The following is a 26057-nucleotide window of genomic DNA, read 5'->3' on the forward strand; positions in this document are numbered from 1 at the left end:
GTTGGCCTCGGGTGGCGCGGAGCGGGGGTGTATATTAGCCGGCGCTCGCGAAAGGCCCGACGGCGCGATACCGCGTGGCCTCTGCGACACCTCCCCTCATTTCAATAAGGGCCGATCAGCCCTTGAAGGCCGTGCCTGTATGACCGCGCCCGCCGCGCTCGAAGTTCACGATCTGCGCAAGACCTATTCCAACGGCGTCGAAGCCCTCAAAGGTGTTTCGCTGGCCGTGCAGGAGGGCGACTTCTTCGCCCTGCTCGGCCCCAATGGCGCCGGCAAATCAACCCTGATCGGCATCGTCAGCTCGCTGGTGAATCCCAGTGCGGGCAGCGTGCGGGTCTGCGGAGTCGATCTGCTGAAGGACCGCTCCCTGGCCATGCGCCAGGTGGGGCTGGTGCCGCAGGAGATCAACTTCAACATGTTCGAACAGCCCTTCGACATCTGCGTCAACTACGCCGGCTTCTACGGCGTGCCGCGTGCCGAAGCCGCCGAGCGCGCCGAGGCAGAGCTGCGCGCCGCCCAGCTCTGGGAAAAAGCGCACGTGATGTCGCGGACCTTGTCCGGCGGCATGAAGCGTCGGCTGATGATCGCCCGCGCGATGATCACCCGGCCGCGCCTGTTGATCCTCGATGAGCCCACCGCCGGCGTCGATATCGAGATCCGCCGCGGCATGTGGAAGACCCTGAAGGAGGTCAACGCCCGCGGCACCACGGTCATTCTGACCACGCACTATCTGGAAGAGGCCGAGAACCTCTGCCGCAACATCGCGATCATTGATCGCGGTCGCATCGTCGAGAACACCAGCATGCGCGCGCTGCTGGCCAAGCTCGATGTCGAAGGCTTCGTGCTGGATCTCGCCGAACCCTTCCACGGCAGCCTGCCGGTGATGGAGGGCGTGAAGTTCGAGCAGAGCGACGAGAACACGTTGCAGCTCGAAACCCCTCGCGCAGCCGATCTCAATGCGGTGTTCGCCGCACTCAGCATTGCGGGAATAAAGGTACGCAGCATGCGCAATCGCGCCAACCGCCTGGAAGAACTCTTCGTCCGTCTGACCGGGCAGGAGGCCGCATGAGCACGCCGACGCCGATCGCCACTCCCGCTGCGACAGCGCAGACCCCCATGCAGGCCAACCTGATCGCGCTCGGCACGATCGTGCGCCGCGAGGTTCACCGCATCCTGCGCATCTGGGGCCAGACCCTGGTGCCGCCCGCGATCACCATGACCCTGTACTTCCTGATCTTCGGCAACCTGATCGGCAGCCGGATCGGCCAGATGGGCGGCTTCAGCTACATGGAGTTCATCGTCCCGGGGCTGGTGATGATGAGCGTGATCCAGAACGCCTACGGCAATATTTCCTCAAGCTTCTTCGGCGCCAGGTTCGGTCGCCATGTCGAGGAGCTGCTGGTCAGCCCGATGCCGAATTGGGTGATCCTCGGCGGCTACGTGGCCGGCGGCGTGCTGCGCGGGCTGATGGTGGGTGCGATCGTGCTTGCCATCGCGATGCTGTTCACCAAGGTTTCGATCCCGCATCCGCTGGTCACGCTTTCCAGCGTCCTGCTGGCGGCGGTGGTGTTCTCGCTGGCGGGATTCGTCAATGCGGTGTACGCCAAGAAATTCGACGATATCGCGATCATCCCGACCTTCGTGCTGACCCCGCTGACCTATCTCGGCGGAGTGTTCTACGCGGTCGAGGCCCTGCCGCCGTTCGCCCAGACCCTGACCCTGGCCAACCCGATCGTGTACATGGTCAGCGCCTTCCGCCACGGTCTGCTCGGCAGCAGCGGGATCCACCTCGGCGTGTCGTATGCGGTAATGCTCGGATTCACCGTGGCTCTGGTCTGGCTGTCCTTGCACCTGCTGCGCAAGGGCGTAGGGCTGCGCAGTTAGGCGCGACCGCAAACCGCGTAAGCTCGATGGTCATCCTCGTTTCGGAGATATCCCATGGGCGGCATCCCTCTTCAACCGCTGATCGCACTCCTGGCTGGCATCCTGATCCTGGTGCGGCCCAAGCTGCTGGCCTTCATCGTGGCGATCTATCTGATCATTGTCGGCGTGCTGGGCCTGCTGCCTCACCTGCGATTCTGAGTCAGCGCCGCGGCGGTCTGATCTGCGCGCGGGCTAGCGCAGGTTGGACTTTCCCAGCGGACCGAGATCGATCTGCGCCAGCGCAGCAGGGCTGCGCCAGGCGAGCTGCGCCAGGCAGGGCACCGGCATTCGGCGGTGCAGACAGGCGAAGTACTCGTCGGCGAATTCCAGCTCCGGATCGACGGAATTGGCGATCCAGCCGGCGATCCGCATACCGTCGGCCTGCAGGGCGGCCAGAGTCATCAGCGCATGATTGATGCAGCCCAGCCGCATGCCGACCACCAGCACCACCGGCAGTTCGAGCGCGCGTACCAGATCCGCCTGCATCAAGCGATCGCTCAGCGGAGCACACCATCCACCGACGCCCTCGACCACGACATCATCAGCCTGCGCGCGCAGCGCGCTGAACGCGGTTTCGAGCTCGGCAAGCCCGAACTGTCGGCTTTCGTGCGCAGCGGCAATTTCCGGCGCGGTGGCATCCTTCAGACAGACCGGGTTGACCAGGGCGTAGTCCGGCTGGAAAGCGCTGGCCTGCAGCAGACCGACGGCATCCTCGTTGCTCCAGCCGTGGCGGTTCTCGCGCGCGCCACTCGCCACCGGTTTCATGCCGACGGCACGCCGTCCTAGCCGCTGCAGTCCATGCAGCAGGGCGATCGAGGCGTGGGTTTTGCCGGCGCCGGTATCGGTGCCGGTGACATAACAGCTGAACTGCATCGCAGGATGCTCGTTGGAGTTTCGCGCAAGCATACCGTTGCCCCTGCGATTCGCGCCAAGCAAGGCGGCTGCTACACTCGGGCGCTGTCCACGCGAGGTTGGAACCATGTTCGTAGCCGCCGCCCTGACCGGTTCCAAACCGGAACAGTATTCCGAGCTTGTGCAGCAGGCCCGAGGTCTGTTGGCTGGTGAGCCAGATCGCATCGCCAACGCAGCGAACCTGTCGGCGCTGGCCTATCACGCGCTGCCCGATGTGAACTGGCTTGGCTTCTATTTCTTCGACGGTAAGGAACTGGTAGTTGGGCCGTTCCAGGGCAAGCCTGCCTGTGTGCGGATCGCGCTCGGGCGCGGCGTGTGCGGCACCGCGGCGGTCAGCCGGCAGACCCAGCGGGTCGACGACGTCGAGGCGTTTCCGGGCCATATCCCCTGCGACGCGGCCTCGCGTTCCGAAGTAGTTGTGCCGCTGTTCCGCGGCGAGCAGTTGATCGGCGTGTTCGACATCGACAGCCCCGCGCTGGCGCGATTCGATGCTGATGACGTGCGCGGTCTGGAAGCCTTGGCGCAGGTTTTCGTGGAGTCGTTGGCATGAGCAGCCCCGGTGATCGCCTGCGCAATGTCGGGCCGAAGTCCGCCGCCTGGCTGCGCCAGGTCGGCATCCGCACACCCGAAGACCTGGTCACTCATGGCGCGGTTGGCGCCTTCATGAAGGTCAAGCGCGCCGGCTTCCGGCCGAGCTTGAATCTGCTGTACTCACTGGAAGGCGCACTGCTGGGCTGCCACTGGCAGCAGGTCCCCGAAGAACGCCGCGCGGTAATGTCGGCCGAGGTCGAGGCCTTGAGCGCGCTGCTGCCGGATCCGAAGAAGAAGCGCCCGGGCGGCCCGATCACCTACAGCGAAGGCCCGGCGATGAACCGCGAGGGCGATGCCGACGGAGTCGGCCCTGAGCTGAGCTTTGGCTTGGATGATCCCTACGGCGGCAATGACGGCGGCGACAGTGGCGGTGGCCATGACGGCGGCCACGGCAGCGGCCACGGCAGCGACTGACAGCGGGCTTCCTCCGGCACGACGGCGATGGCGCCGTGCCGATACGTCCTGTGCCCAATCGGCACGCGGGTGCTGACCTGCAGGGAGCGCGAACCCCAAGCGTCCGCTCACACCCTGCGGGCATACTGAGGCGCAGTGGCGCGCGGCGCGCCGTGGGGGTCGTATGTCGAACTGGCGAACGGTGTTGCCCGGCTTCGCGCTGAGGCTGCGCGGGCGCGCGCGCCTACTGGTCCCGCTCGCGCTCGCGCTCGCGCTCGCGGCGCCGCCCCTGTGGGCTGCGGCGGCCGCTGAGCCCTCGTCGGTGGCCGGGGAGGGCGTTGAACTGGTCGTCGGTGGACGTCAGCTGCATGTGTTCCGCGCACCGCTGGGGGCGCTGTCGGCGGAAGAGCGCGCTGAGCTTGCCGAGCGGCACGTCCGCGAAGCTCTGGAGAAAGGCGGGGCCGGCTGGACCTCGGTGCTGCCGCTGGCCGAAGGCGTGGCGGTGCAACTCGACGAAACCAGTCTGTTCGTTGTTCTGCCCGGGGATGCGCGCAGCGACCGCGGCGAAACTCCGCATGCCCTGGCGAACCGTTCGGCGCGCGTGCTGCAGCAGGTCTGGGCAGAGCACCGTGAGCATCGCGATCCGCGCCTGAATCTGCTGGCGCTGGGCAAGCTTGCGATCGCCTTGCTGCTGCTCACGCTGGCTCTGGTCGTGCTGCTGAAGCTGTCGCGCGTGCTGCAGCGGCGACTCAGCGCGCGCCTGTCGCAACAGATGCAGCAGTTGCTGCCAGGCGCGGTGCGGCCGCATCTGCACAGCCTGCTGGTCACCCTGGTGGTGCGGGTCAGCGTGGTGCTGGTCTGGCTGCTCGCGCTGGCCGTGCTGGTGGCCTTTCTCGTCTACGCGCTGGGCCTGTTCGCGCTGACCCGTCCGGCCGCGGAGCGTCTGCTCGACTCCCTGCTGGGCTCGCTGGGCCAGGCCGCAACGGCCAGCGCGGCGGCGCTGCCGGGGCTGTTCGTGGCGCTGATGATCTTTCTGCTGGCGCGCCTGCTGACCCAGGTGACGCGCAGCCTGTTCGACCGCATCAACGAAGGCAGCGTGCAGCTCGGCGCGCTCGACGCGCACACCGCGCCCGCCACGCGCGGGCTGATCAACCTCGGCATCTGGCTGTTCGCCCTGGCGATGGCCTATCCCTACCTGCCTGGCTCACAGACCGAAGCCTTCAAGGGCCTGTCGGTCCTGCTCGGCCTGATGGTGTCGATTGGCGCCTCCGGTCTGGTTGGGCAGGTCGCGGCGGGCCTGATCCTGGTGTTCACCCGCGCCCTGCTGGTGGGCGAATACGTGCGCATCCAGGAGCACGAGGGCACGGTCACCGAAATCGGCCTGTGCCTGACCCGGCTCAAGAACGGCAAGGGCGAGGAGATCGCCTTGCCGAACTCGCTGGTGATCGGCCAGGTGACGCGCAACCTCTCGCGGCATGCGGCCAGCGCCGGCGGCTCGGTGCTGGAGACCGGCGTCACCATCGGCTACGACACGCCCTGGCGGCAGGTGCATGCCCTGCTGCAGTCGGCGGCCGCCGAGGTGCCCGCGCTGCTGCGCGAGCCGGCGCCCTACGTCATCCAGACCGCGCTGTCCGACTTCTACGTCGAGTACCGCCTGGTGGCCCAGGTTGAGGGCGGCGGCGCGCTGCCGCGCGCGCAGGTGCTGAGCCAGCTGCACGCCGCCATCCTCGATGCCTTCAATAGCCACGGCGTGCAGATCATGTCGCCGCACTACGAGGGTGACCCTGCCCAGGCCAAGTGGGTGGCGCGCGAGCAGTGGCACGCCGCGCCGGCACCCGGCGAAGGGCGCTGAGAGCGATGCAGGCGCGGGTTGCCGCGGCCTTCGGCGGGCTGTTGGCGGTGCTGGCGGCGGCGCCTGCCGCTGGCAAGGACGCGGCGGGCGGCGGCGACTGGATCGAAGACGGTGCGCTGTGCTTGCGCATCGCGCCCGAGCGCGACGGCGCCGGGCGCCTGCGCGCCGCGGCGCTGCGCGAGCCCCACTATCGGGTGGGCGTGCGTCGTCCGCACCATGGCTGCCAGGACGTCGACGGTGCCCCGATCGTGGCGGACGCGCTGGCCGCGCATCTGGATGCCCTGCGCGAATCGGCCGAGCGCGCGGCGCAGTTGGGCTGCGCCACCGGCTTCAGCCTCAGCGTGGACGAGGCGCAGACGCCGCAGCTGTTGGCGCAGGGCTGCGATGCAGCGGCAAAGGCGCCCGCGCCTGTGCACAGCGCAGGGTCGAACAGCGCCGTGGATGCCGCCGCACCGGTGCAGCGCATCGATCCGCTGGCGCGTTGGCACGCCCTGCGCGACCGGCTGCAGCCCGACGGCCTGCGCATCGACGGCGCCTGGGATCGCGATCGCGCCGGCAACCGGTCCGATTCCGAGCTGCACCTGCGCGGCAAGGCGCACTGGCAGGGCGGGCCGCATCGCATCGAACTCGAGCTGGAGCATCAGCAGCGTCGACGCGACGGTGCGCTGCGCAAGAACCAGCAGCTCGGCAGCCTGAGCTGGAACGCGGATTTCGGTCAGCACTGGTTCGTCCAGACCGAGCTGCAGCTGGAGCGCGACCGCGTCAACATCGAGAGCTACAGCCTGGACTATCTGCTGACCCAGGTGGCCAGCGGCGTCGGACCGCGCTGGCGGCCGCATCCGTCGTTGGAACTGCGCCTGGCGGCGCAGTGGTATCGCCTGCGTCTCAGCCTGCTCGACCTTGGCGCAAGCGTGTACGCGGATGGCCCGGCGGCCTTTGCCCAGGCTCACTGGCGACCGCTGCCGCGGCTGTCCTTGAGCGCGGACGCGCGCCTTGCGCGCTGGCCGGACGGCAGCGACGGCCTCGATCTCAACGCCGAGCTGCTGTTCGATCTCAGCCGCACGACCGGGCTGGGCCTGCGTCGCGAGATCAACCGCAACACCGCCTCGCTCAATCGCGCCGACGAAGACGACGTCGAACTGTTTCTGCGCTACCGGTTCTGAGCCGGGCCGCCGTCGACCACCAGCCGACCGTCGACACGAATCGGTGCGAACACGCCGGGCACAGCCATGCTCGCGCGCTTCGCCAGCGCGAGGTCGCCGCCGCGCGTTGCCGCGCGCTCGCCGTTGACGGTATCGGCGGCGACCGCGTCGAAGGGCGGGGCAGCCGGCTGAGGTCGTCGATGGCGGCCACGTCCGGCGTTTGCCGACGCAGCCGCATCAGCAGGCGCGACTGGGCGCGGCGCACGTCGGGCGAGGAAAGGCGGTGCATGGGGCGATTCCACTCGGAGCTGCCGCACAGCATGCGCAGGCGCCTGCGGCCGAGCAGGGAGTGCGGAGGACTTTGGGCCCGCGCACCAGCGGATTCGATCGTGACTCGCGCAGACCATGCCGCGCAGATCAATCCGCGTCGAACAGCCGCCGCCAACCCTCGTGCCCCAGCTCGCGCAGGCGCTGCTGGTTGCGCTCGGGGATCGCTTCGACATCGGCACCCGCGTCGACGATGCGGCTGATGCTGTCCTCGCGCAGCACATGCAGCATCGGCAGGGGCGAGCGGTTGCTGCAGTTCTCGACCGCGTCGGCGTCGGCGCCCTCGAAGCGGTAGTCCGGGTGGAAGCTCGCCAGCTGGAACTCGCCGGCATAGCCCAGCGCCTGCAGCAGCGCCTCGGCCGCATGCAGCAAATCGAGATAGTCCTCGAAGTCGGCGAGCAGGCGGGGAATGACCAGCAGGGTGGTCTCGACCTCGGCGGTGTCGTGCTGGCGCAGGTGCTCCAGCTCGCGCAGCAGCTCCTCGACCAGCGCATCGCTGTTGGCGGCTTCGCTCAGCACCCAGCGGATGCGTCCGCCGACATGCGGCGCGCGCGCGTACGGGCAGAGGTTCAGACCGATCACCGCGCGCTCCAGCCAGGCCTGGCACCGCGCCAGTGCCGGGTCGCCGGGCGTGTGCGCGCGGCGGTGCGGGTTCACCGCGCTCATTGGGCCTCCAGCGCCTTCAGTTGTTTGCCCAGCCGGCGTCGCAGGATCAGCTCGCTCAAGTGCAGCACGAAGAACACGAAGCCCGGCAGGCCCAGCAGCCAGCCCGATTCGCGCGTGGCGGGAATGGTGAGCGCGAGGGTGATCGACACCATCGCCACTACCGGCACCAGGCCCCAGTTCCACAGGCAGAGGCGCGTCCACAGACGCTCGCGGGCATCGAGCTGAAGCCGCTCGCGGAACCGCCAGGCGCGCAGATACAGGCCCCACATCACCGCACCCATCGAGCCGAACGCCACCGCGAAGGTGATGAACAGCACCGGCAGATCCGACAGCTCGGTGATGGTGAAGCCCGCCGGCAACCAGCCACCGCTGAGCGAGTTGAACAGGGCGGCGAACACCATCCGCACCGGGTAGACGAAGACCAGCAGCAGCATCACCAGCAGCAGACTCAAGCGCACCGATCCGGCATCGTCCAGCCCGTAGGCGCGACTCCAGTCCGCATGCGACGCCCAGAACCGCAGGATCAGCGCGAAGGCCAGGGCGAAGGCCGGAATACCCTTCATCGCATTGCTCAGCGACTCGACGCTGTCCGGGATCGATTCGCCAGCCACCGCCATCAGGGTGATGGCAAACGCGAAGGCTGCATCGACGAAGGCTTCGCCGCGGGTCACCTGGGTGCCGCGTTCCTTGAAGGGAGGCATGGGGCGAACTCGCACATCGGCCGGGCGCGGACTCTAGCAGCCCGGTGGCCGATCGCTCGGGGCGCCGTATCCGCGCGGACGTCCGAGCGGTGTGGTAGCGACGGCCCAACTGCCTGCCGACCGGGTCAGCATGCGCTCGACGGTCCGCTTCATCAGCGAGCACGGCGGCGAGCCGGTGCGGCTGACCCCGCTCTACCCATGCGAAGTCGGCCGTGCGCCGGATCAGGTTTCGGTCTTGGCGCCGGTGGGCACGGCTCTCTCGGTGCCGCTGTGGCTGGTCTCGCTGTGCATGGCTACTGGATCGGCGTGGCGCGCAGGCGGCCGGCGAGAATCGCAGGCTCGGGATCGGACAGCAGCTCGATCAGCTCGGCGTCGCTGGCCGGAGCGGTGTCCAGCTGCAGCAGGCAGCCGCGATCACGTCCGCGCGCCTTGGCCAGATACAGTGCCGCATCCGCCAGCTGCAGGCTGTGTTCCCAGCGGCCTTCCTGATCGATCGTGGTGCCGACCGGCCAGGCGGCGATGCCGACCGAGCCGGTCAAGCGCAGGCTGCCGCCGTTCTCCAGCGTGATCCGCATCCGCCGCAGCGCGGTCAGCACGCGTGCGGCGTGCTGGGTGGCCTCGCCGCGGCGGGTCAGGCGCAGCATCAGCAGGAATTCCTCGCCGCCCCAGCGGACCGCGTGATCGCTGCCGCGCAGACACTCGCGCAGGGTCTGTGCGGTGGCGACCAGCACGCGATCGCCGACGCTGTGACCGTACACATCATTGATCCGCTTGAAGTGGTCGAGATCGACCAGCACCAGCAGCAGGCACTCGCGCTGTTCGGGCGGCAGCTCAGCCATCTCGCGCCAGCGCCGTGCGGTCAGCGCGATTTCGGAATCGATCTCATCGTGCAGAAAGCGCCGGTTGGCCAGGCCGGTCAGGGCGTCGGTGCGACTCAATCGCTGCACCTTCGAGACCGCCTGTTCCAGCGCGCGATTCTTTTCGACCAGCTCGTGCGTGCGCGCGGCGATCTCGGCCTCCAGCCGCTGATTGGCGCGGCGCAGGCGCAGCTCGCGCAGGCGCAGCAGGCCAGCCACGCTCAGCAGCAGGATCAGCGCGACCAGCACCTGCACCCACAGGCGCTGCCACGGTCCCGGCGGGACGCTGAGTTGGACCGTCGCGCTGCCGCGGCTGGGCGCACCACGCGGGCCGATGGCCCGCACTTCGAAGCGGTACTCGCCCGGCGGCAAGGCCGCATAGCTGATGCTCTGGCGCGGGTCGGGTGCGCTCCAGTCGCTGTCGATGCCGTGCAGCCGGGTTTCGAACAAGGGCGCCCGCGGCAGCAGGGCATTGACGCCGCCGAAGCGCAGCTCGACCCGGCCTCCGGCATTCGGCAGAACGATGTTGGAGTTCGCGCGCAGGTCCACCGGCTGACCATCGACCCAGGCCGATTCGATCACCACGGTCGGCTCGGTATCGCTGCGCAGCAGTCGTTCACTGTCGATCATCGCCACCCCGCGCGGGCTCGGTAACCACAGGTGGCCATCGTGGTCACGCCAGCCGGCGGGCTGGCTGGCACCGTTCAGCTGGCTGCTGCGCAGGCCATCCAGGCGGTCGTACAGGGTGCTGGGGTAGGGCGGCGGCAGCCCGCGCAGCAGCCGGTCGATGCTGTCCGCGGGCAGGTGAGTCAGGCCGAGATTGCCCGACATCCACAGGTCGCCGCGGGCATCGATATCGATGAAGAACACCGCACGCTCGAAGCTCAGCCCGAGTCCGGATAGATCGCGCAGCACGCCGTTCTCCAACATCTGCAGACCGCCCTGGCCGCCGATCCACAGCCGCTGCCCGGCGTCCTCGAACAGCGCCAGCACACGCGGGTGGAGCTTGTCGATGTCCAGCGGTTCGATCTGGTCCGCGCCGACCGGCACCACGCCAAGGCCGTGTCCGTAGGTGCCGATCAAGAGACTGCCGTCACGCCGCCGCAGCAGGGTGCGCGCATCGCGATGGGGCAGGCCGCCCGACCAGCGGATGCGCTCGAACTCACCCTCGCGTAGACGCACCAGGCCGCGGTCTTCGGTGCCTATCCACAGGCTGCCGTCGGGATCGGTGGCCAGCGCACGGATCAGATTGCTGGGCAGGCCTTCGTCACTACCGTAGGTCTGCAGGCTTGCATCCGGCAGCCGCCGCTGCAGGCCCGAGCCATACACCGCGATCCACAGGCTGCCGTCGGGTCCGAGTGCGAGCGCACGCACGGTGCTGCCGAGCAGTCCCTGCTTCGGCCCCAGCGTCTCGACCACGGCACCACCGTGCAGGCGGGCCAGCCCGCCATCGTCCAGGCCGACCCAGATCGAGCCGTCCGGGGTTTCGATCACCACCCGCGCGTACTCGCCGGGCAGGCCTTCGCGCCGGCCGATATTGAGAAAGGGGCCGTCGCGCAGCCGCGCCAGGCCAAAATTGGTGCCGATCCAGAAGTTGCCGTGGCGATCCTCGAACAGCGCCGAAATGAAACCGTTGGGCAGGCCGGCCGCGACCCCCACACCATCCAGTGAATCGCCGTCCAGGCGCTGCACGCCGTCGCCCTCGTAGCCCAGCCACAGCGAGCCGTCGCGGCCGGCCGCAAGCTTGTTGATGAAATCGCTGGCGAGGCCATCCTCGCGCCCGAGCCGGCGTAGCCAGCGCCCGTTGGGCGTGTACTGATGCAATCCGCGAGAAGTGCCAATCCAGACCGAGTTGTCGATACCGACGGCGAGCCCGGCGCCGACCGGCGTGGCGTCGCCAGGTAGCTCGATCCTCTGCGCGCCCACCGCATCCACTCGGAACAGGCCGGCGCTGCGGGTCAGCACCCACACCGCGCCATCCGCGGCAAACTCGACATCGCGGATCGCCACCGGCGGCAGGCCGGGCACGGATTCGACCCGGCCGTCGACGATCCGCGCCACGCCCGAGGTGGTGCCGACCCAGACATCGCTGGCGCTGCGCGCGTGCACGCTGACCGCGGTTTCGCTGGGCAGGCCCTCGGCCAGGCCCCAGTGCTGGATACCGTCGGCGGCAATCCGGGTGATGCCGCGGTCGAGTGTTGCTACCCACAGCGCGTCGTCGGGCGCGCGTGACAGGCGCACCACCGCGCTGCCGGTGATTCGTGTCAGCGCCGGCTCGACCGGCTGGATGCGCAGGCCATCAAAACGCGCAAGGCCCTCGAAGGTGCCGATCCACAGAAAGCCGTCATCGGTCTGTTCCAGCGCATTCACCGAGTTCTGCGGCAGGCCGGCATCGGCGCCCCAGCTTTCCAGCACGAACTGGCTGAGTCGCTTGGTCGGCGTCGCCTCGGGAGGCGAGATCGATGGCTGCGCAAACGCGGTGCTGGAGACTGCAACCGCCCACGCAAACACCAGTACCCGCCAGAGCGCAGAACAGCCGCTCGTTCGTATCGAGAGGCGTCTGCAATCGCTGCGCGGTAGGGAGACAAGGCGCACGTAGACGGGCGGCTGCACGGTGCTCAATCCTGCGCGGCTTGAAGAGCGCGCCGCTGTTGGGGAGCAGGACTTTAGCGGGTCGCGCCGGCTGCTCGCAGTCCCGGCGCTTCATCTGTCCGCTGCGCCGCCCGTCTGGCAGTCGTGCATGGACGCGGGAGAAAACTCAATAAATTAATAAAATCAATATTTTACGTGTTCCAGGGATACCTGTGAGTCGTTCTGATCGAACGTCCGTGAGCTAATCATGACGGGTGACACCGCTGGCCAAGACCGCGCCGTTTCCTCCGCTGCGCTGCCGCTGTGTCTGCGCTCCGCCCTGTGCCGCTCGGCCGCCCTGCTCGCGCTGGCATGGGCGGTAGCGGACTTTCAGTCGGCCGAACCCAGTGTGAGTGTTGATGGCCTGCGCGTTGCCGCGGTCAGTCGCGCAGATTGGTCGGGGTGTCGACGTTTGTCTGGCGGCGCCGGTAGCTCGTGTAGTCGAGCGAAGCCGAGGCCATGCAGGCGCGATACTGGGCTTCGATCGTGTGGCGCAGGCAGCGCTCCTGCAGCGCTGGGCGCGATGCGCTGTACCACTGCTGACTCGTGCAGCCCGCGAGCGAGACCAGCGTGACCAGCGTGAAGGTGAGCGTGGGCAGTGGTCTCATCGATGGGTCTCCGCTGCAGTCGTTTCCGCGTCCCGCGGCGAGCGTTCGATTTCGAGCAGTGCAAGCAAGCGATTGGCCAGTGCCTCCGCTGGTGCATCGCCGCTCAGTGCCACCGCGGCCACCGCGCGCTGTCGTGTCGACCAGGCAACCACCGCCTTGGCACCCGGAAGGCCGCCGGAATGTCCGAGCCACACGTCGGGCGGCGTGTTCGGGCTTGCCGGCAAATCGTAGACCATCGCGCCCAATCCGAAATGCTGGCCGAGCCCGGGGCGCAGACCCTCGAATCGCAGACGGCGCATAGCGGGGGTCAGCAGTGCATCGCTGAAACTGGCCAGCCAGAAGCGCGCCATGTCCGCGGCAGAAGCGGCGATGGGACCGGCTGCGCCCGGTGTTCGTAGATCGTCGGCCGTGCCCCCGGCGGGCGCCTTCGGTGCTGGCGGCACGAGGTCCTCGATCGGGCTGTCCGGACCCAGGGCGCGCACGTGCTGTAGACCCAGCGGAGCGGCGATGCGCGACTCCAGCACGGCAGCCAGCGGGCGACCTTCGACCGCCTCGATGATCTGACCGAGAAGCACATAGCCGGTGTTCGAGTACGCCCAGCGTGAGCCGGGGCAGAACAGTAGCGGCCGCGCGCGGGCAACCGCGAGCAGCTCGGCCGGCGGCTTGTAGCCAGGGCGGGCGCGCAGCGCAGGGTCTTCCTGGAAGCTGTACAGCCCGCTTGTGTGTCGCAGCAGATCCTCGATGCGGATCTCAGCGGCTCCCGGAAACTCCGGTGCCCAGTCGGCCAGACGAGCATCGAGGGTCAACTTGCCTTCCTGGACCAGCTGCAGCGCGACCAGCGCCACCCAGGTCTTGCCGACGCTGGCCCAGTAGAACAGTGGCTGTTCTGATTCTGGCGGGGCGCTCGCGTCGCTGGACGAGACATGACGAGACCAGGCCCGGCCGTCTTCGAGCAGCAGGAAGACGTCCAGGGCGGGCGTGCCTGTCACGCGAATGAACTCCTCCACCAGCGCGTCCATGGCATCGGCTTGGGCCTTCAGAATCGGTCGCTCGCTGAACTCAGGAGCAAGCCTTGGAAAGTCCTCCGGTGACAGTGGAGCACGTCGTTCCTCGATCGCTTGTTCAACCTGCTCCTCGCAGGGATCGAGGGCCCACGCAGGTGACAGCACGACCAGCGCCATCAATGCGGCAGCGAGCCGAAGCGAGTTCGGGAAACGGGTCAGTGCTTTGCGCATGAGACAGCCTCGTTGGTAGAGCCGTGGTAGTGGTGCTGGTGCCCGTACGGACACGGCAGGCTCAGCAAGCGCGCGCCTCCGGGTGTTGAGTGGTGCTGACGCGTGCAAGGCTAGAAGCGCCATGTGAGCCCCAGCGATGGCAGCAGCGGCAGTCCCTGCCGCGACTCCTCGCGCAGCTCGGCGTTGCCGTCGGCGTTGACCTGCACGAGGATCCGTTCGATGCAGCAGGGGTTGTCGCGATTGAGCAGGTTCAAGACCTCGAAGTACACCTCAAGGGTCGATTCCTGGAGTCGGTACAGGCGTGCCAGCCGGGCGGATACGTTCACGTAGGGCGAATAGCGCGCGCTGTTGCGGGGGCCGAAGGCGAGCTGCGGGCGTCCGCTCGCGTCCAGGCCTTCTACACGCGGCTGCGTGTATGCCCAGCCGCTGCGGGCCAGCAGGCTCAGCCCAAAACGCCAGTTTTCGAACAGTGCGTGGTCCAGACCGATGTGCAGCGCGTGTGGCTGCTCCCAGCTGCGCGCGAACCAGGCGCTGTCGATGCGCTCCCTTGCGCGCGTGAAAACATAGCTCGCGTAGATGCGGCCTTCAGCGAGGGTCTTTGAGACGCCCAGCTCCAGGCCTCGAGCGAAGGCGCGTTCGGGCTCGACGCGCACCCGGTCGCCTTGGTTCTCGGGCAGCAGCTCGTAGGGGCTCAGCAGATTCTCGAAGTAGCTGCGGGGGTCTTGGTAGCGTTTGTCGAACAGTTCGGCCCGCCAACTCCAGGGGCCATACGCGTAGCGATAGGAAAGCGCCAGATGGCGCGCGATCTCCGGCTCGAATGGCCCCTGTTGGCCGTCCTGCACGCTGATCTCGTCGCTGCGCTGACCTTGCCAGTGCCAGCCCAGGCTCATGCCCAGGCTGGCGCGTTCGCTCAGCTGCAGACCGAGACTTGCTGCCGGCATCAGATCGAGTTGCGGAAGCTGGCCGGGCTCTTGAAGATCCTCGTGTCTAAGCGAAGCGCGAGCTGCCCAGCGTTGGCCGATTTGCTGCTCGCGCTCGACCCACAGGCTGGTGCGCCGCTGACTGGAGCTCAAATCGATGTTGCGAATGAGCGGCGGCAAGGTGGGCTCGGCGAACGGACGGAAGCGGGCGTCTACGCTTCGATAGTCAAAGCGGGTTCGCTCATCGCGCGCGTCGGCGCCGAACTCCCAGCTTCCGCGCCCATCTTCGCGGCGGACCCAGCCCTTCAGCTGCCAGCTGCGCAGCCGGCGGGCCTCATCCGCCTGTCCACTGCGGCCATCGAGATCGACTTCGATCGCTTCGCGACGCAACCGATCGGCCTCATGGCTGGCCTGCACGGAGCTGTTCCAGCCGTTGTTGTAGTCGCCGGTCCAGCGAAGCCAGAGCGCACTGCTACGGGTGCGAGCATCGCTCGCATCGCGGCGATCCTCCCCTTCGATGCGGACATCGTTCTCCGCATGCAGCAGGTGTGCCGACAGCTGGTGGTCTTCGCCCACGGCCTGTCGATAGACGCTGTAGGTGTCGAAGTAGGTGGCATCGATGGCCGCTTCAGGCTCGGCGAAATCGAGCGCCAGATTCAGATAGCCTGGCCGGACGCCCGTCAGCAAAGATCGACGCTGTTGTGTGTCTGCCCAGCCGAGGTTGGCGAAGGCGTTAAAGCCGCTGATGCCGAGCGCGCGCGAGGCTGCGCCCTCGGGCTGCAGCGACTCGATGTCCATCACCGCACTGCTGCGTCCGCCGAATCGCGCGGGCCAGCTGGCGGAATGGAAGTCAATGCTTCCGATCAGGTTGGGGTCGAGCACGGTCAGCGGGTTCTGCAGGTTCGGCAAGTGATAGGGACGTCGCAGTTCCATGCCGTCCAATAGCACCAGCAGTTCATCGGTGCGGCCGCCGCGGACATGCAGGGGGGCTGAGAAGTCCGCTGCCGCCACGCCGGGCAGAGATCTCAGCATGCGATAGACGTCATCCGAGAAATGCGGCACGGCTGTGATCTCGTCACGATCGAGGTAGGTGCCCGACCCCGCGACGAGAGGATAGCTGCCCGGCAGCACCTCGAGCCCCGGCAGTCGAACGGGCGGAGTCGCAGGCGCGGACGGTGGCGCAGAGTCTGCGCCGACGCGCAGGCCCTCCGAGGGTTCGATCGAGACGACCACGCAATCGCGGCCGATCCAGTTGCAGACGAGCCCCTGTTCGCTCAACACCTGCGTCAGCACCGCCTCTGCGGTCATGGCGTCCGTTGTGCGGTGCACCCGCATTGTGTTGTCCACGATTCGACTGCTGAACAGGATCGGCAGACCGTGGGCCTGACCGAGCCGACGCAGCACGTCGGCGACGCGTTCGCCGGCCTGGGCGAGCGGTTGGGTCGCTGCCGCCGTTGCCGCCAGCGCGAAGGCGCACAGGGCGATCAAGAAGCCCAGCACACAGGCCCGCGAAGTGCGGCATCGTGGCGAAGTGCGATGCTGCGATGCTGCAAGCGTTCGTGTCTTGTGGGCGGCGCATTTGCTGTCGGAAACGCTCATGGCGGCAATGTGCTCGAAGTGAGGAAAGGCACCGACCGCTGCGGGTCGGCCGAGGATAGAGTCGGGGCGGTGCCAGATCCCTCACGAGGGATTTCCCGCCTGGGTTGCTCTCAGTGCCTATCGCATCGCCGAATCGACGGCGCCGACACGTCTTCCCTTCAGCTTCAAGCACTCCCATGGCAATGCACCCGCAAGATCTGCAGCTGGCCAAAGCGGTCGCCCAGGGCGATTCGAGCGCGTTCGCGTGCTTCTTCGATCTCTATTTTCCGCGGCTGTATCGCTTTCTTCTGCGCACCTGCGACGCCGACCGCATCCTGGCCGAAGAGCTGACCCAGGCGGCGTTGGTGGTTGCTCTGGAGGCGCTGCCGAAGTACCGCGGTGAGGCGAGCCTGCTGACCTGGCTGTGCACCATCGCGCGCAATGAACTGGCACGAGAGCATCGCCGACTGCAGCGGCTGCAGCCTCCGCTCGAAGACACCGAAATGCCGGGCTGTGACCTGCCATCCTCGTTGTCACCGGGGGCACCGCACGAACCGATGCGGACGCTGGCAGAAGCCGAGCTCAGCGCGGGTGTGCACGCGGTGCTGGACCAGCTGTTGCCGGTCCACGCCGAATGCCTCGAGCTCAAGTACGTCCTGGGTTTCAGCGTGCAGGAGATTGCCGAGCGCCTCGGTCGCACCGAGAAGGCCGTCGAAGGGCTGTTGAGCCGGGCCCGTGCGGAGTTCCGCGCGCTGTTCGTGCTCCACCGTCCAGAGCCCGATATCGAATGGAGCGCTGCTGATGCGCAATGAGGGCAAAGACCCCGATCCGCTCGCTGAGTACTCGGATGTGGCGCTCGCGCAGCTGCGTCGCGCGCAGCCCCGGCTCGACCCCGACGCACAGGCGCGAGCCCGAGTCCTGCTGCGCGTGCAGGCAGCCTTCGAAGCCCAACTGCGCGCGCGCCGGCAGCGTAGCCGTCGCCTCGGATTCGCCATGGCGGCTGCCGTAGCCCTGTGCGTGACCTCGGCCGCGCTGCTCGAAGGAATCTTGTCGCGCCCGCTGGCACCGTCAGCCGTCGCGCGTCAATTCACAGTCGATGCCCTGCACGGCGAGGTACTGGTGGTGGATTCCGAGGCAAATGAGCCGCAGATTGCTGAGGCCGGGACGCGCATCCGCGCAGGCCAGCGGATCCACAGTGCGCCCTCGGCCAGCGTGTCCCTGCGGAGTGCAGATGGGCTGCGAGTCCGGCTGTCGGGTGGCTCGGAGCTGCGTTTCCGGAACGATGGCGCATTCGCCTTGGAGCAGGGCCGTGTCTATCTGGACACCGATGCCGCGCGAACACCCGCGGAAAAGCATGTACTTCTCCGCGTTGGTGATGCGCAGATCGAGAACCAGGGCACCCGATTCAGCGTCAGCGTTCAGGGCACAGCGCTGGCGATCGCCGTCCGCAGCGGCAGCGTGAGTTGGGCTGAGGGGCGGGATCGCGCCACGGTGCAGGCCCGCGAGCACCTGCAGATCGCAGCCGGTCGGGTGATTGCGAGGACCCAGCTCGAGGATCTGGACGCTGAGTTTGCTTGGACTCTAGCGGCGGCTGCTTTTCCACCGCCAGGAACGGCGATGGCCGAGGTGCTGGCGTGGTATGCCGACGAAACCGGGCAAGCGCTTCTGCTGGCGCCTGGGGTGGATCGCCTGCTATCTCAGCGCATCGAGGGGGTCAGCCAAGCGCCCGAGCCGCGGCTGCGGGTGCAAGCCTTGCTGGCAGCGTCTGGGCTGACCATGCGCGAAACCGCAGCCGGCATCAGTGTGGAGTGCGTGGATCGTCGCGATTGCGGCTGAAGCCACCCGCGTGCGGGTGTCCGCGCGGACGTCCGTCCGACCGGTTGGACATCTGTAGCGGAGCCCAAAAAAACCTGAAAATCATGCGCTTAGGTATTGGCACGATGTCTGCTAAGGCTTCGATGTCCGTCCCGGAGAACGCCGCATGATTCGCGACACCGCTGCTCAAGACCGTGCTGTCCCTTCCGCTGCACCGCCGCTGTGGCGTCGTCCCGCCCTGCGCCGCGCGGCCCTGCTCGCGCTGCCCGCGCTGGCGTTGGCATGGGTGGTGGCGGGCTGGCTCTCGGCCGAACGCAGCATCAGCATGGATCGCCTGCGCTTCGCCGAGGTCAGCCGCGGCACCTTGGTGCGCGATGCCGCGGTCGATGGCCGCGTGGTTGCGGCGGTCAGCCCGACTCTCTATGCGCCGAGTGGCGGTACGGTCAGCCTGAAGGTGCAGCCCGGCGCGGTGGTGAAGTCCGGCGAACTGCTGGTGCAGATCGATTCGCCCGAGCTCGCCAACGAACTCTCGCGCGAGCAGGCCACTCTGGCCAGCCTGGAGGCGGAAGTCGGCCGTCAGCGCATCGAGGCCGAGAAGCAGCGCCTGCTGGCCCGGCGCACCCTGGACGAAGCCGACATCGAACTGAATGCGCGGCGGCGAGATTTCGAGCGTACCGAGCGCGCGCATCGGCTTGGCGCGCTGGCGCAGATCGATCTGCTGCGCGCCGAGGATGCGGTCAAGAGCGCCGAGATCGGTCGTCAGCATGCCAATGCTTCGGTCGATCTGGAGAGCCGCAGCGTCGGCTTCGACCTCGCCACCCGCGAACAGGCCCTGCAGCGGCAGCGGCTGGCGGTCAGCGAGCTGGAGCGACGGGTCGACGCGTTGAACATCCGTGCACCCATCGACGGCCAGGTCGGCACGGTGGCGGTGGTCGACCGCGCGGTGGTGATCGTCAACGCGCCGCTGGTGACCGTGGTCGATCTGTCGCGCCTGCAGGCCGAGCTGGAAGTGCCCGAAACCTATGCCGATGAAGTCGGCCTCGGCATGACGGTGGCGGTGCGCCTCGGCGCGGTGGAGACACAGGCCAAGGTGGTCGCGATCTCGCCCGAAGTGGTCGCCAATCGGGTTCGCGTGCGCGCCGACTTCGAGCAGGGCCAGCCGGCCGGCCTGCGTCAGAACCAGCGCCTGACCGGCCGCATCCTGTTCGAGGAGCGCCCCGATGTGCTGATGCTGCAGCGCGGCGCCTTCATCGAGAACCATGGCGGACGCAGCGTCTGGGTGATGGACGGCGACATCGCGGTGCGCCGCTCGATCCGCCTCGGCGCCAGCAGCCTCGCCGCCGTCGAAATCCTCGAAGGCCTGCAGCCGGGCGAGCGCGTGGTCATCGCGGGCTCCGACCTGTTCGAGGAAGCGGAGCGGGTGGAGGTGCATTAGGAGCCGGGATTGGGGAGTTGGGATTGGGGATGGGCCGAACGTAGTAAGTCCATCGCCACTGCCCAGGTGTCGCTCCAAATACCACCCATCCAGAGCCGCCAACTCAAATCTCGCAGCAACCTGCTCCTACGAATTCCCAATCCCGAATCCCGAATCCCGACGCAAGAAAAGGCGCACTGCGCCCTCCTCAAACAAGGAAAAGCCCCATGCTCACCATGCGCAAACTCAGCAAGGTCTATCGCACCCACATGATCGAAACCCACGCGCTGCGCGGTATCGACATCGAAGTGCGCGAGGGCGAATTCGTGGCGGTGACCGGGCCGTCGGGCTCGGGCAAGACCACCTTCCTCAACATCGCCGGCCTGCTGGAGGAATTTACCGGCGGTGAGTACCTGCTGGACGGTACGCCGGTGCAGGGCTTGAACGACGATGCGCGATCAACGCTGCGCAACCAGAAGATCGGCTTCATCTTCCAGGGCTTCAACCTGATCGCCGATCTGAACCTGTTCGACAACGTCGATGTGCCGCTGCGCTACCGCGGCTTCAACGCTGCCGAGCGCAAGCGCCGGATCGAAGAGGCGCTGGGCAAAGTCGGTCTTGCCTCGCGGATGAAACATTACCCGGCCGAACTTTCAGGCGGACAGCAGCAGCGCGTGGCCATCGCACGCGCGTTGGCCGGCCAGCCGCGTCTGCTGCTGGCCGATGAGCCGACCGGCAACCTCGATTCGCAGATGGCGCGCGGGGTGATGGAGCTGCTGGAGCAGATCAATACCGAGGGCACCACCATCGTGATGGTGACCCACGATGCCGAGCTGGCCGCGCGCGCCCAGCGCAATGTGCACATCGTCGATGGCCAGGTCAGCGACCTCGACCACGGCCATGTCGCGCTACGCAGCGTTCACGCCTGAGCCTGGAGACCAGCATGTTTTCCTACTATCTGAAGTTGGGCCTGCGCAGCCTGCGGCGCAATCCGGTGTTGACCGCACTGATGGTGCTGACGCTGGCGGTGGGTGTGGCGACCAGCATGTCGACCCTGACCGTGATGCGGGCGATGTCGGGCGATCCGATCCCAGGCAAGAGCGACCGCCTGTTCGTGGTGCAGGTCGACAACACCCCCGCCGATGAAGGCGAAGAGAACGATGAGCCGCAGCCGCACGTGAGCTGGCTGGACGCGCGCGAGCTGCTGGAGTCGGCGAACGGCCTGCGCCAGAGCGCGATGTATGCGGTCGGTGGCGTTGCCGAAGCCGGCGACGAGCACGGCAATCTGTTGATCGGCGGCATGGCTGTGGGCGGCGACTTCTTCGCCATGTTCGACGTGCCGTTCAAGCACGGCAGCAGTTGGAGTGCCGAATCCGACGCGCGCGGCGCGGCCGAGGCGGTGCTGTCGTCGGAGTTCGCCCAGCGCCTGTTCGGTAACACCGATCCGACCGGCCAGCGCCTACGCATGTTTGATCGCGAATACCTGATCACCGGCGTGCTGGCGCCTTGGCGTCCGCTGCCCAAGTTCTATTGGCTGGTCGGTGGCTCGAATCGCTTCCGGGAAACCGATGAAGTTTTCATCCCGCTGCGCAGCGCGATCGCCAACGAATCGGGCCCCAACGGTAGGGTCAACTGTTCCGGCGACGGCCCCGAGCCGGGTTACACCGGCTTGTTGAACTCCGAGTGCGTGTTCATGCAGTACTGGGTCGAGCTGGCGTCGGCTGCGGAGCGCGCGGCCTACCGCGAAAAGCTGGGCGGACATATCGAAGCGCAGAAGGCGCTGGGGCGACTGCCGCTGGGCGAGCGTTCCCGCCTGCTTGATGTGCGCGAATGGATGGACGATCAGGACGTGCTCGGCGACGACACCATCCTGCAGACCTTGCTCGCGGCCGGCTTTCTGCTGGTCTGCGTGGTCAATACGGTCGGCCTGCTGCTGGCCAAGTTCACCGCCAACTCCGGTGAGATCGGTGTGCGTCGCGCGCTCGGTGCAACCCGCCGCCAGATCTTCCAGCAATACCTGGTGCAGGCCGCGGTGGTTGGCATCGCAGGCGGCGTGATCGGCCTCGGCCTGACCTTCGGCGGCCTGTGGCTGCTGGCGCGGCAGTCGGCTGAGGTGGCCGCGGTTGCGCACATGAGCCCGATGATGCTGCTCGCCACCGTCGGCACTGCCATCGGCGCCGCCGTGCTGGCCGGCCTGTTGCCAACCTGGCGCGCCTGTCAGGTTGTTCCCGCCATCCAGCTCAAAACCCAGTGAGGCCCGCCATGGAAATCCGTCCCATTTTCTCCGCGCTGCTGCGCTCCAAGACCGGTGCCTTCCTGATCGCGGCCCAGGTCGCATTGACCCTGGCCATCCTCGGCAATGCGCTCTATATCGTGCAGGACCGGCTGACCATCGCCGCGCGCCCCACCGGCGCCGATGAAGCCAACACCTTCTACATTCGCTATTACGGCTTTCGCGAAGGCATCGACGTCCCCGCGATGCTGGACGCCGACCTGGCGCTGATGCGGGCGATGCCTGGCGTGGCGGCAGTGGCGACCGCCAATATGGCGCCGCTGAACCAGTCGGGCTGGAACCTGAGCATCAGCGACCGCATCGACGACCCCGCTGCGATCACCAGCTATACGGCGTTCTACTTCAGCTCCGAGAGCCTGGTCGATGCCCTTGGCCTCAACATCATCGAGGGCCGCGACTTCACCCCCGAGGAGGTGCAGGTGATCGAGCCCTCGCTGGCGAACATCCAGCCCAAACACGCGATCCTGACCCGCGCGCTGGCGGAGCGGATGTTTCCCGGCCAGACCCAGTTCGTCGGCCGCAAGGCGTTTCTGGGTGATGGCGCAGATGCCTCGCAGTTCGAGGTGGTGGGCATCGTCGAGCGCATGCAGTCGCCGTGGGCGCAGACCAGCGTGGCCGCCGAGCTGTCGATGATCGTTCCGCTGCGCCAGTTGGACCCGGGTGCCAGCTTCATCGTGCGCAGCCAGCCCGGCGAGCTCGACAAGGTCATGCGCGAAGTCGAGGACGCGCTGACTGCGCTGCGTGATGATCGGGTGCACCTCGGCACCACCAGCCTGCTGGAGGCGCGCGCCACGCGCTACCGCGCCGACCAGTCGCTGGCGACGATGCTGCTGACGGTGATGGGCCTGCTATTGCTGGTCACGGCCTCCGGCATCGTCGGCATGGCCTCGCTGTGGGTCAACCAGCGGCGCAAGCAGATTGGCGTGCGGCGCGCGATCGGCGCCCGTCGCCGCGACATCCTGCGCTACTTCCTGATCGAGAACTTCATGGTCACCAGCGCCGGCATCGCCGTCGGCACCGCGCTTGCGCTCGGCCTGAATCGCCTGCTGGTGAGCCAGCTCAGCGTCGAACGCCTGCCATTGCACTACCTGCCTTACGGCATGCTCGCGCTGTGGGCGCTGGGCCTGCTGGCGGCGTATGGCCCGGCCTGGCGGGCATCGAGGATTCCGCCGGCGGTGGCGACGCGGAGCGGCTGACGACCCTCAGCACCTGGCGGTGCTGAGGGCGGGATTGGGGATTCGGGATTCGTGGTGCTTCGTTTGGCCGCACTGCGTGCTTACCGTAGGCGCGTCGATGAAGGCCACGAGAAACACCTCAACTGATCGCTCTATCTCGACTCCCGCGGCACCACGCTTCTGCGAATCCCCAATCCCGACTCCCGAATCCCGGCTCCCGGCTCCATCAGGCGACTGCTAACCTCGCGACCTCCAAGCTCGCAGCACCCCGCTTCAACGAATCACGAATCCCCACTCCCGAATCCCGGCTCCCATGCCCAACGTCCTGATCATCGACGACAACCCAGCCATCGCCACCGCGCTGTCGGTGCTGCTGTCACTGCACGACATCGACAGCGCGCATGCGGCGGACCCGGCGGCCGGGCTGCAGAGGCTGGCTGAGGCGGAGTTCGATCTGGTGATCCAGGACATGAATTTCAGCCTCGACACCACCTCGGGCGAGGAGGGCGTCGCGCTGTTCCGGGCGATTCGCGCGGCGCATCCGGATCTGCCGGTGATCTTGCTGACCGCCTGGACGCATCTGGAAGCCGCGGTCGATCTGATCAAGGCCGGCGCGGCCGACTATCTGGCCAAGCCCTGGGACGATGCGCGCCTGGTCGCCTGTGTGCAGAACCTGCTCGAACTCAGCGAGGCCAGCCGCGAGCTGCGTCAGCTGAAGTCGGGCCAGCGTCGTCGTGTCGAAGACCTGCAGCGCAAGCTCGACCTGCGCGGCCTGGTGTTCGCCGACCCGGCCATGGCCGAGCTGTTGCAGCTGGTATCTCAGGTCGCGCGCGCCGATGTGCCGGTGTTGATCACCGGCCCCAACGGCGCCGGCAAGGAGCGCATCGCCGAGATCCTGCAGGCCAACTCGCAGGTGCGCGACGGCCCGTTCGTCACCTTGAACTGCGGCGCGCTGCCGTCTGAGCTGATCGAGGCCGAGCTGTTCGGCGCCGAGGTCGGTGCCTATACCGGCGCGGCCAAGGCGCGCGAAGGCAAGTTCGAAGCCGCCGACGGTGGCACCTTGTTCCTGGATGAAATCGGCAACCTGCCGCCAGCCGGACAGATGAAGCTGCTGCGGGTACTGGAAACCGGACGCTTCGAGCGCCTGGGTTCGAACCGCGAGCGACAGGTGCGCGTACGGGTGCTCAGCGCAACCAATGCGGATCTGGGCGCAATGATCCGCGCCGGAACATTCCGCGAAGACCTCTACTACCGGCTCAACCTGATCGAGATCGCGCTGCCGCCTTTGGCGGCGCGGCCGGGCGACATCCTGCCTTTGGCCGAGCACTTCCTCGGCCCGCAGCGGCGGCTGTCGAATGCCGCTCGCGACGCGCTGCGTCGGCACACCTGGCCGGGCAATGTGCGCGAGCTGCGCAATGTGATGCAGCGCGCTGGGCTGTTGGCGCGCGGCGAGTTGATCGAGCCTGGCGATCTCGGTTTGGCTGCGCAGGTGCGTGGGGCTGTGAGCGCGGCGCCGAGCGTCCCGCCCACTGTGGAGAACGAGCCCGATCGCGCCGAGATCGAAGCCGCGCTTGCGCGTGCCGCTGGGGTGGTGGCGCAGGCAGCGTCTGAGCTCGGACTGAGCCGGCAGGCGCTGTATCGGCGCATGGAGCGGCTGGGCATCGCCCGTGCCTGAGCTGCGCCGCCGCTCGCTGGCCGGACGCCTGTTGGCCGCGCTGGGCCTGTTGCTGCTGAGCAGCGCAGCGCTGTCAGCCTGGCTGTCGAGCGTGCTCGAATCGCCCCTGCTCGCGGTGGTGATCACCTTGCTGGCCGGTGTGCCGGTGGCCATGCTGCTGGCGCGGCGTGTACTGCAACCGGTGCTGTCGCTGTTTCGCGCCTTGATCGGCACCGTCGGCAGTTACCGCGATGGCGATTTCAGTTTCGGCGTGGCCTGGCGCGGCGACGACGAGCTGGCTGCCTTGGTCGATGCACACAACCAGCTCGGCAGCGTGCTGCGCGAGCAGCGCCAGGCGCTGGTGCAGCGCGAGCTGCTGCTCGACACCATGCTGCAGAACACGCCGGTGGCGATGCTGCTGATCGACCCGGCCGGGCGCGTGGTGTTTGCCAACCTCGCGGCGCGCCGGCTGCTACATGCGGGCCGGGTGATCAATGGGCAAACCCTCGACAGCCTGCTGGAGGATCAGCCCAGCGCACTGCGCGAGGCGATTGCCGGCGGTCGCGACGGTCTGGTCAGTCTGGGCGAAGGTGAGGACGACGATGCCTGGCATCTGTCGCAGCGCGATTTCCGGCTCAACGGGCGCGCCCAGCGGCTGCTGCTGATGCGTCAGCTGACGCTTGAGCTGCGTCGCGCCGAAGTGCGCACCTGGAAGAAGGTGATCCGGGTCATCAGCCATGAACTCAACAACTCATTGGCGCCGATCGCGTCCTTGGCGCACTCCGGTGCGGAACTGCTGCGGCGCGGCCAGCACGAGCGGCTGGCGCCGGTATTCGGCACCATCGAGGAGCGGGCGCGGCATTTGAACGAGTTCATCCGCGGCTATGCCCGCTTCGCCAAGCTGCCGACACCGGCGCCTGAGCCGGTGCAGCTGGAAGGTTTTCTGCAGACGCTGGCGGCGGAGCGCAGCTTCGCCATTGAGGGCGCGCTGCCGGCCCAGCCCGTGCAGTTCGACCCCGCGCAAATGAGCCAGGCCCTGCTGAATCTGCTGAAGAACGCCCACGAATCCGGCTCAGCGCCCGCGGATATCCAGCTGGCCGTGCGGCTTGAGGCGGAGTCGCTGCGCATCGAAGTGCTCGATCGCGGTGCGGGCATGGGCGCGGCGGTGCTGGAGCGGGCGCTACTGCCCTTCTATTCGACCAAGCGCAGCGGCACCGGCCTTGGCCTGGCCCTGGTCCGCGAGATCGTTGAAGCGCACGGCGGGCAGGTGCGGCTGAGCATGCGCGAGGGCGGCGGCACCAGCGTGGTGCTGCGGCTGCCGCAGGATCGCCGCGGCGGCTGAGCAGGCGTGTTCTACGATGCGTCGTGTA

At 67.6% G+C, this 26057-nt stretch carries 23 protein-coding genes; 15 read left to right on the plus strand and 8 right to left on the minus strand.

Annotation, left to right across the window (positions count from 1 at the left end; all coding sequences use genetic code 11):
- Window positions 1-139 precede the first annotated feature (139 nt).
- The 3 genes from ACIQ7H_RS05405 to ACIQ7H_RS05415 are packed head-to-tail and all read left to right on the plus strand — an operon-like array spanning window position 140 to window position 2082.
- Window positions 140-1069 (plus strand): ABC transporter ATP-binding protein, encoded by a 930-nt coding sequence (locus tag ACIQ7H_RS05405; RefSeq protein ID WP_395789168.1) that lies wholly within the window; start codon window positions 140-142, stop codon window positions 1067-1069.
- On the plus strand, window positions 1066-1884 hold the full coding sequence (locus tag ACIQ7H_RS05410) for an ABC transporter permease (RefSeq protein WP_395789170.1): 819 nt from the start codon (window positions 1066-1068) through the stop codon (window positions 1882-1884). Before ACIQ7H_RS05405 ends, ACIQ7H_RS05410 begins: the two co-directional genes overlap by 4 nt.
- 54 nt (window positions 1885-1938) lie before the next feature.
- Window positions 1939-2082, plus strand: coding sequence for a DUF3096 domain-containing protein (locus tag ACIQ7H_RS05415; protein WP_395789172.1), 144 nt, complete (start codon window positions 1939-1941; stop codon window positions 2080-2082).
- Between the two features lie 33 nt (window positions 2083-2115).
- On the opposite strand, the gene bioD is transcribed toward ACIQ7H_RS05415, so the two are convergent.
- Window positions 2116-2796, minus strand: coding sequence for a dethiobiotin synthase (gene bioD, locus ACIQ7H_RS05420; protein ID WP_395789174.1), 681 nt, complete (start codon window positions 2794-2796; stop codon window positions 2116-2118).
- Window positions 2797-2902: 106 nt separating this feature from the next.
- Between bioD and ACIQ7H_RS05425 the strand changes: the two genes are divergently transcribed.
- The 4 genes from ACIQ7H_RS05425 (at window position 2903) to ACIQ7H_RS05440 (ending at window position 6834) form a co-directional block, all read left to right on the plus strand.
- Window positions 2903-3385 (plus strand): GAF domain-containing protein, encoded by a 483-nt coding sequence (locus ACIQ7H_RS05425; RefSeq protein WP_395789176.1) that lies wholly within the window; start codon window positions 2903-2905, stop codon window positions 3383-3385.
- Complete coding sequence (locus ACIQ7H_RS05430; RefSeq protein ID WP_395789178.1) at window positions 3382-3840, plus strand: TfoX/Sxy family protein; 459 nt, start codon at window positions 3382-3384, stop codon at window positions 3838-3840. The genes ACIQ7H_RS05425 and ACIQ7H_RS05430 overlap by 4 nt, the downstream gene beginning before the upstream one ends.
- A 163-nt stretch (window positions 3841-4003) precedes the next feature.
- A complete protein-coding gene (locus ACIQ7H_RS05435) occupies window positions 4004-5671 on the plus strand; it encodes a mechanosensitive ion channel family protein (protein ID WP_395789180.1) in 1668 nt (555 codons plus the stop codon).
- Window positions 5672-5676: 5 nt separating this feature from the next.
- Window positions 5677-6834: a DUF481 domain-containing protein gene (locus ACIQ7H_RS05440; protein WP_395789182.1), complete on the plus strand. Its 1158-nt coding sequence runs from the start codon at window positions 5677-5679 to the stop codon at window positions 6832-6834.
- On the opposite strand, the gene ACIQ7H_RS05445 is transcribed toward ACIQ7H_RS05440, so the two are convergent.
- The 7 genes from ACIQ7H_RS05445 to ACIQ7H_RS05475 all read right to left on the minus strand — a co-directional run bounded on the left by ACIQ7H_RS05445 (window position 6822) and on the right by ACIQ7H_RS05475 (window position 16258).
- Window positions 6822-7115 (minus strand): patatin-like phospholipase family protein, encoded by a 294-nt coding sequence (locus tag ACIQ7H_RS05445; protein WP_395789185.1) that lies wholly within the window; start codon window positions 7113-7115, stop codon window positions 6822-6824. The genes ACIQ7H_RS05440 and ACIQ7H_RS05445 overlap by 13 nt on opposite strands.
- 115 nt (window positions 7116-7230) lie before the next feature.
- The gene (locus ACIQ7H_RS05450) at window positions 7231-7806 is read right to left on the minus strand and encodes a DUF1415 domain-containing protein (RefSeq protein ID WP_395789187.1); all 576 of its coding nucleotides are present in this window, start codon (window positions 7804-7806) and stop codon (window positions 7231-7233) included.
- The gene (locus ACIQ7H_RS05455) at window positions 7803-8507 is read right to left on the minus strand and encodes a TMEM175 family protein (protein WP_395789189.1); all 705 of its coding nucleotides are present in this window, start codon (window positions 8505-8507) and stop codon (window positions 7803-7805) included. Before ACIQ7H_RS05455 ends, ACIQ7H_RS05450 begins: the two co-directional genes overlap by 4 nt.
- A gap of 293 nt (window positions 8508-8800) precedes the next feature.
- A complete protein-coding gene (locus ACIQ7H_RS05460) occupies window positions 8801-11875 on the minus strand; it encodes a two-component regulator propeller domain-containing protein (protein ID WP_395789191.1) in 3075 nt (1024 codons plus the stop codon).
- A 500-nt stretch (window positions 11876-12375) separates the two neighbouring features.
- On the minus strand, window positions 12376-12603 hold the full coding sequence (locus ACIQ7H_RS05465) for a hypothetical protein (RefSeq protein WP_395789193.1): 228 nt from the start codon (window positions 12601-12603) through the stop codon (window positions 12376-12378).
- The gene (locus ACIQ7H_RS05470; RefSeq protein ID WP_395789195.1) at window positions 12600-13838 is read right to left on the minus strand and encodes a serine hydrolase domain-containing protein; all 1239 of its coding nucleotides are present in this window, start codon (window positions 13836-13838) and stop codon (window positions 12600-12602) included. Before ACIQ7H_RS05470 ends, ACIQ7H_RS05465 begins: the two co-directional genes overlap by 4 nt.
- A gap of 110 nt (window positions 13839-13948) precedes the next feature.
- The gene (locus ACIQ7H_RS05475) at window positions 13949-16258 is read right to left on the minus strand and encodes a TonB-dependent receptor domain-containing protein (RefSeq protein ID WP_395789197.1); all 2310 of its coding nucleotides are present in this window, start codon (window positions 16256-16258) and stop codon (window positions 13949-13951) included.
- Between the two features lie 281 nt (window positions 16259-16539).
- On the opposite strand from ACIQ7H_RS05475, the gene ACIQ7H_RS05480 reads away from it, so the two are divergent.
- The 8 genes from ACIQ7H_RS05480 to ACIQ7H_RS05515 all read left to right on the plus strand — a co-directional run bounded on the left by ACIQ7H_RS05480 (window position 16540) and on the right by ACIQ7H_RS05515 (window position 26029).
- A complete protein-coding gene (locus ACIQ7H_RS05480) occupies window positions 16540-17148 on the plus strand; it encodes an RNA polymerase sigma factor (RefSeq protein ID WP_395789199.1) in 609 nt (202 codons plus the stop codon).
- Window positions 17138-18172 (plus strand): FecR domain-containing protein, encoded by a 1035-nt coding sequence (locus tag ACIQ7H_RS05485; protein WP_395789201.1) that lies wholly within the window; start codon window positions 17138-17140, stop codon window positions 18170-18172. Before ACIQ7H_RS05480 ends, ACIQ7H_RS05485 begins: the two co-directional genes overlap by 11 nt.
- Window positions 18173-18317: 145 nt before the next feature.
- Complete coding sequence (locus ACIQ7H_RS05490) at window positions 18318-19586, plus strand: efflux RND transporter periplasmic adaptor subunit (protein ID WP_395789203.1); 1269 nt, start codon at window positions 18318-18320, stop codon at window positions 19584-19586.
- A gap of 206 nt (window positions 19587-19792) precedes the next feature.
- Window positions 19793-20494 (plus strand): ABC transporter ATP-binding protein, encoded by a 702-nt coding sequence (locus ACIQ7H_RS05495; protein ID WP_395789205.1) that lies wholly within the window; start codon window positions 19793-19795, stop codon window positions 20492-20494.
- Between the two features lie 14 nt (window positions 20495-20508).
- Complete coding sequence (locus ACIQ7H_RS05500) at window positions 20509-21819, plus strand: ABC transporter permease (RefSeq protein ID WP_395789207.1); 1311 nt, start codon at window positions 20509-20511, stop codon at window positions 21817-21819.
- Between the two features lie 8 nt (window positions 21820-21827).
- Window positions 21828-23054, plus strand: a complete 1227-nt coding sequence (locus tag ACIQ7H_RS05505; RefSeq protein WP_395789209.1) for an ABC transporter permease — start codon at window positions 21828-21830, stop codon at window positions 23052-23054.
- Between the two features lie 292 nt (window positions 23055-23346).
- Window positions 23347-24708, plus strand: coding sequence for a sigma-54-dependent transcriptional regulator (locus ACIQ7H_RS05510; protein WP_395789211.1), 1362 nt, complete (start codon window positions 23347-23349; stop codon window positions 24706-24708).
- A 1-nt stretch (window position 24709) separates the two neighbouring features.
- Window positions 24710-26029 carry a sensor histidine kinase gene (locus ACIQ7H_RS05515; protein WP_395789272.1) on the plus strand — a complete coding sequence of 440 codons (1320 nt, stop codon included), beginning with the start codon at window positions 24710-24712 and terminating at the stop codon, window positions 26027-26029.
- Window positions 26030-26057: the final 28 nt, after the last annotated feature.

Origin of the sequence: Aquimonas sp., assembly GCF_044377145.1 — a bacterium.
GTDB lineage: Bacteria > Pseudomonadota > Gammaproteobacteria > Xanthomonadales > Xanthomonadaceae > Aquimonas.

Coding starts and splice junctions, on each gene's coding strand:
- ACIQ7H_RS05405 (WP_395789168.1), top strand. CDS start 140: ATGACCGCGCCCGCCGCGCTCGAAGTTCACGATCTGCGCAAGACCTAT.
- ACIQ7H_RS05410 (WP_395789170.1), top strand. CDS start 1,066: ATGAGCACGCCGACGCCGATCGCCACTCCCGCTGCGACAGCGCAGACC.
- ACIQ7H_RS05415 (WP_395789172.1), top strand. CDS start 1,939: ATGGGCGGCATCCCTCTTCAACCGCTGATCGCACTCCTGGCTGGCATC.
- bioD (WP_395789174.1), bottom strand. CDS start 2,796: ATGCAGTTCAGCTGTTATGTCACCGGCACCGATACCGGCGCCGGCAAA.
- ACIQ7H_RS05425 (WP_395789176.1), top strand. CDS start 2,903: ATGTTCGTAGCCGCCGCCCTGACCGGTTCCAAACCGGAACAGTATTCC.
- ACIQ7H_RS05430 (WP_395789178.1), top strand. CDS start 3,382: ATGAGCAGCCCCGGTGATCGCCTGCGCAATGTCGGGCCGAAGTCCGCC.
- ACIQ7H_RS05435 (WP_395789180.1), top strand. CDS start 4,004: ATGTCGAACTGGCGAACGGTGTTGCCCGGCTTCGCGCTGAGGCTGCGC.
- ACIQ7H_RS05440 (WP_395789182.1), top strand. CDS start 5,677: ATGCAGGCGCGGGTTGCCGCGGCCTTCGGCGGGCTGTTGGCGGTGCTG.
- ACIQ7H_RS05450 (WP_395789187.1), bottom strand. CDS start 7,806: ATGAGCGCGGTGAACCCGCACCGCCGCGCGCACACGCCCGGCGACCCG.
- ACIQ7H_RS05455 (WP_395789189.1), bottom strand. CDS start 8,507: ATGCCTCCCTTCAAGGAACGCGGCACCCAGGTGACCCGCGGCGAAGCC.
- ACIQ7H_RS05465 (WP_395789193.1), bottom strand. CDS start 12,603: ATGAGACCACTGCCCACGCTCACCTTCACGCTGGTCACGCTGGTCTCG.
- ACIQ7H_RS05470 (WP_395789195.1), bottom strand. CDS start 13,838: ATGCGCAAAGCACTGACCCGTTTCCCGAACTCGCTTCGGCTCGCTGCC.
- ACIQ7H_RS05480 (WP_395789199.1), top strand. CDS start 16,540: ATGCACCCGCAAGATCTGCAGCTGGCCAAAGCGGTCGCCCAGGGCGAT.
- ACIQ7H_RS05485 (WP_395789201.1), top strand. CDS start 17,138: ATGCGCAATGAGGGCAAAGACCCCGATCCGCTCGCTGAGTACTCGGAT.
- ACIQ7H_RS05490 (WP_395789203.1), top strand. CDS start 18,318: ATGATTCGCGACACCGCTGCTCAAGACCGTGCTGTCCCTTCCGCTGCA.
- ACIQ7H_RS05495 (WP_395789205.1), top strand. CDS start 19,793: ATGCTCACCATGCGCAAACTCAGCAAGGTCTATCGCACCCACATGATC.
- ACIQ7H_RS05500 (WP_395789207.1), top strand. CDS start 20,509: ATGTTTTCCTACTATCTGAAGTTGGGCCTGCGCAGCCTGCGGCGCAAT.
- ACIQ7H_RS05505 (WP_395789209.1), top strand. CDS start 21,828: ATGGAAATCCGTCCCATTTTCTCCGCGCTGCTGCGCTCCAAGACCGGT.
- ACIQ7H_RS05510 (WP_395789211.1), top strand. CDS start 23,347: ATGCCCAACGTCCTGATCATCGACGACAACCCAGCCATCGCCACCGCG.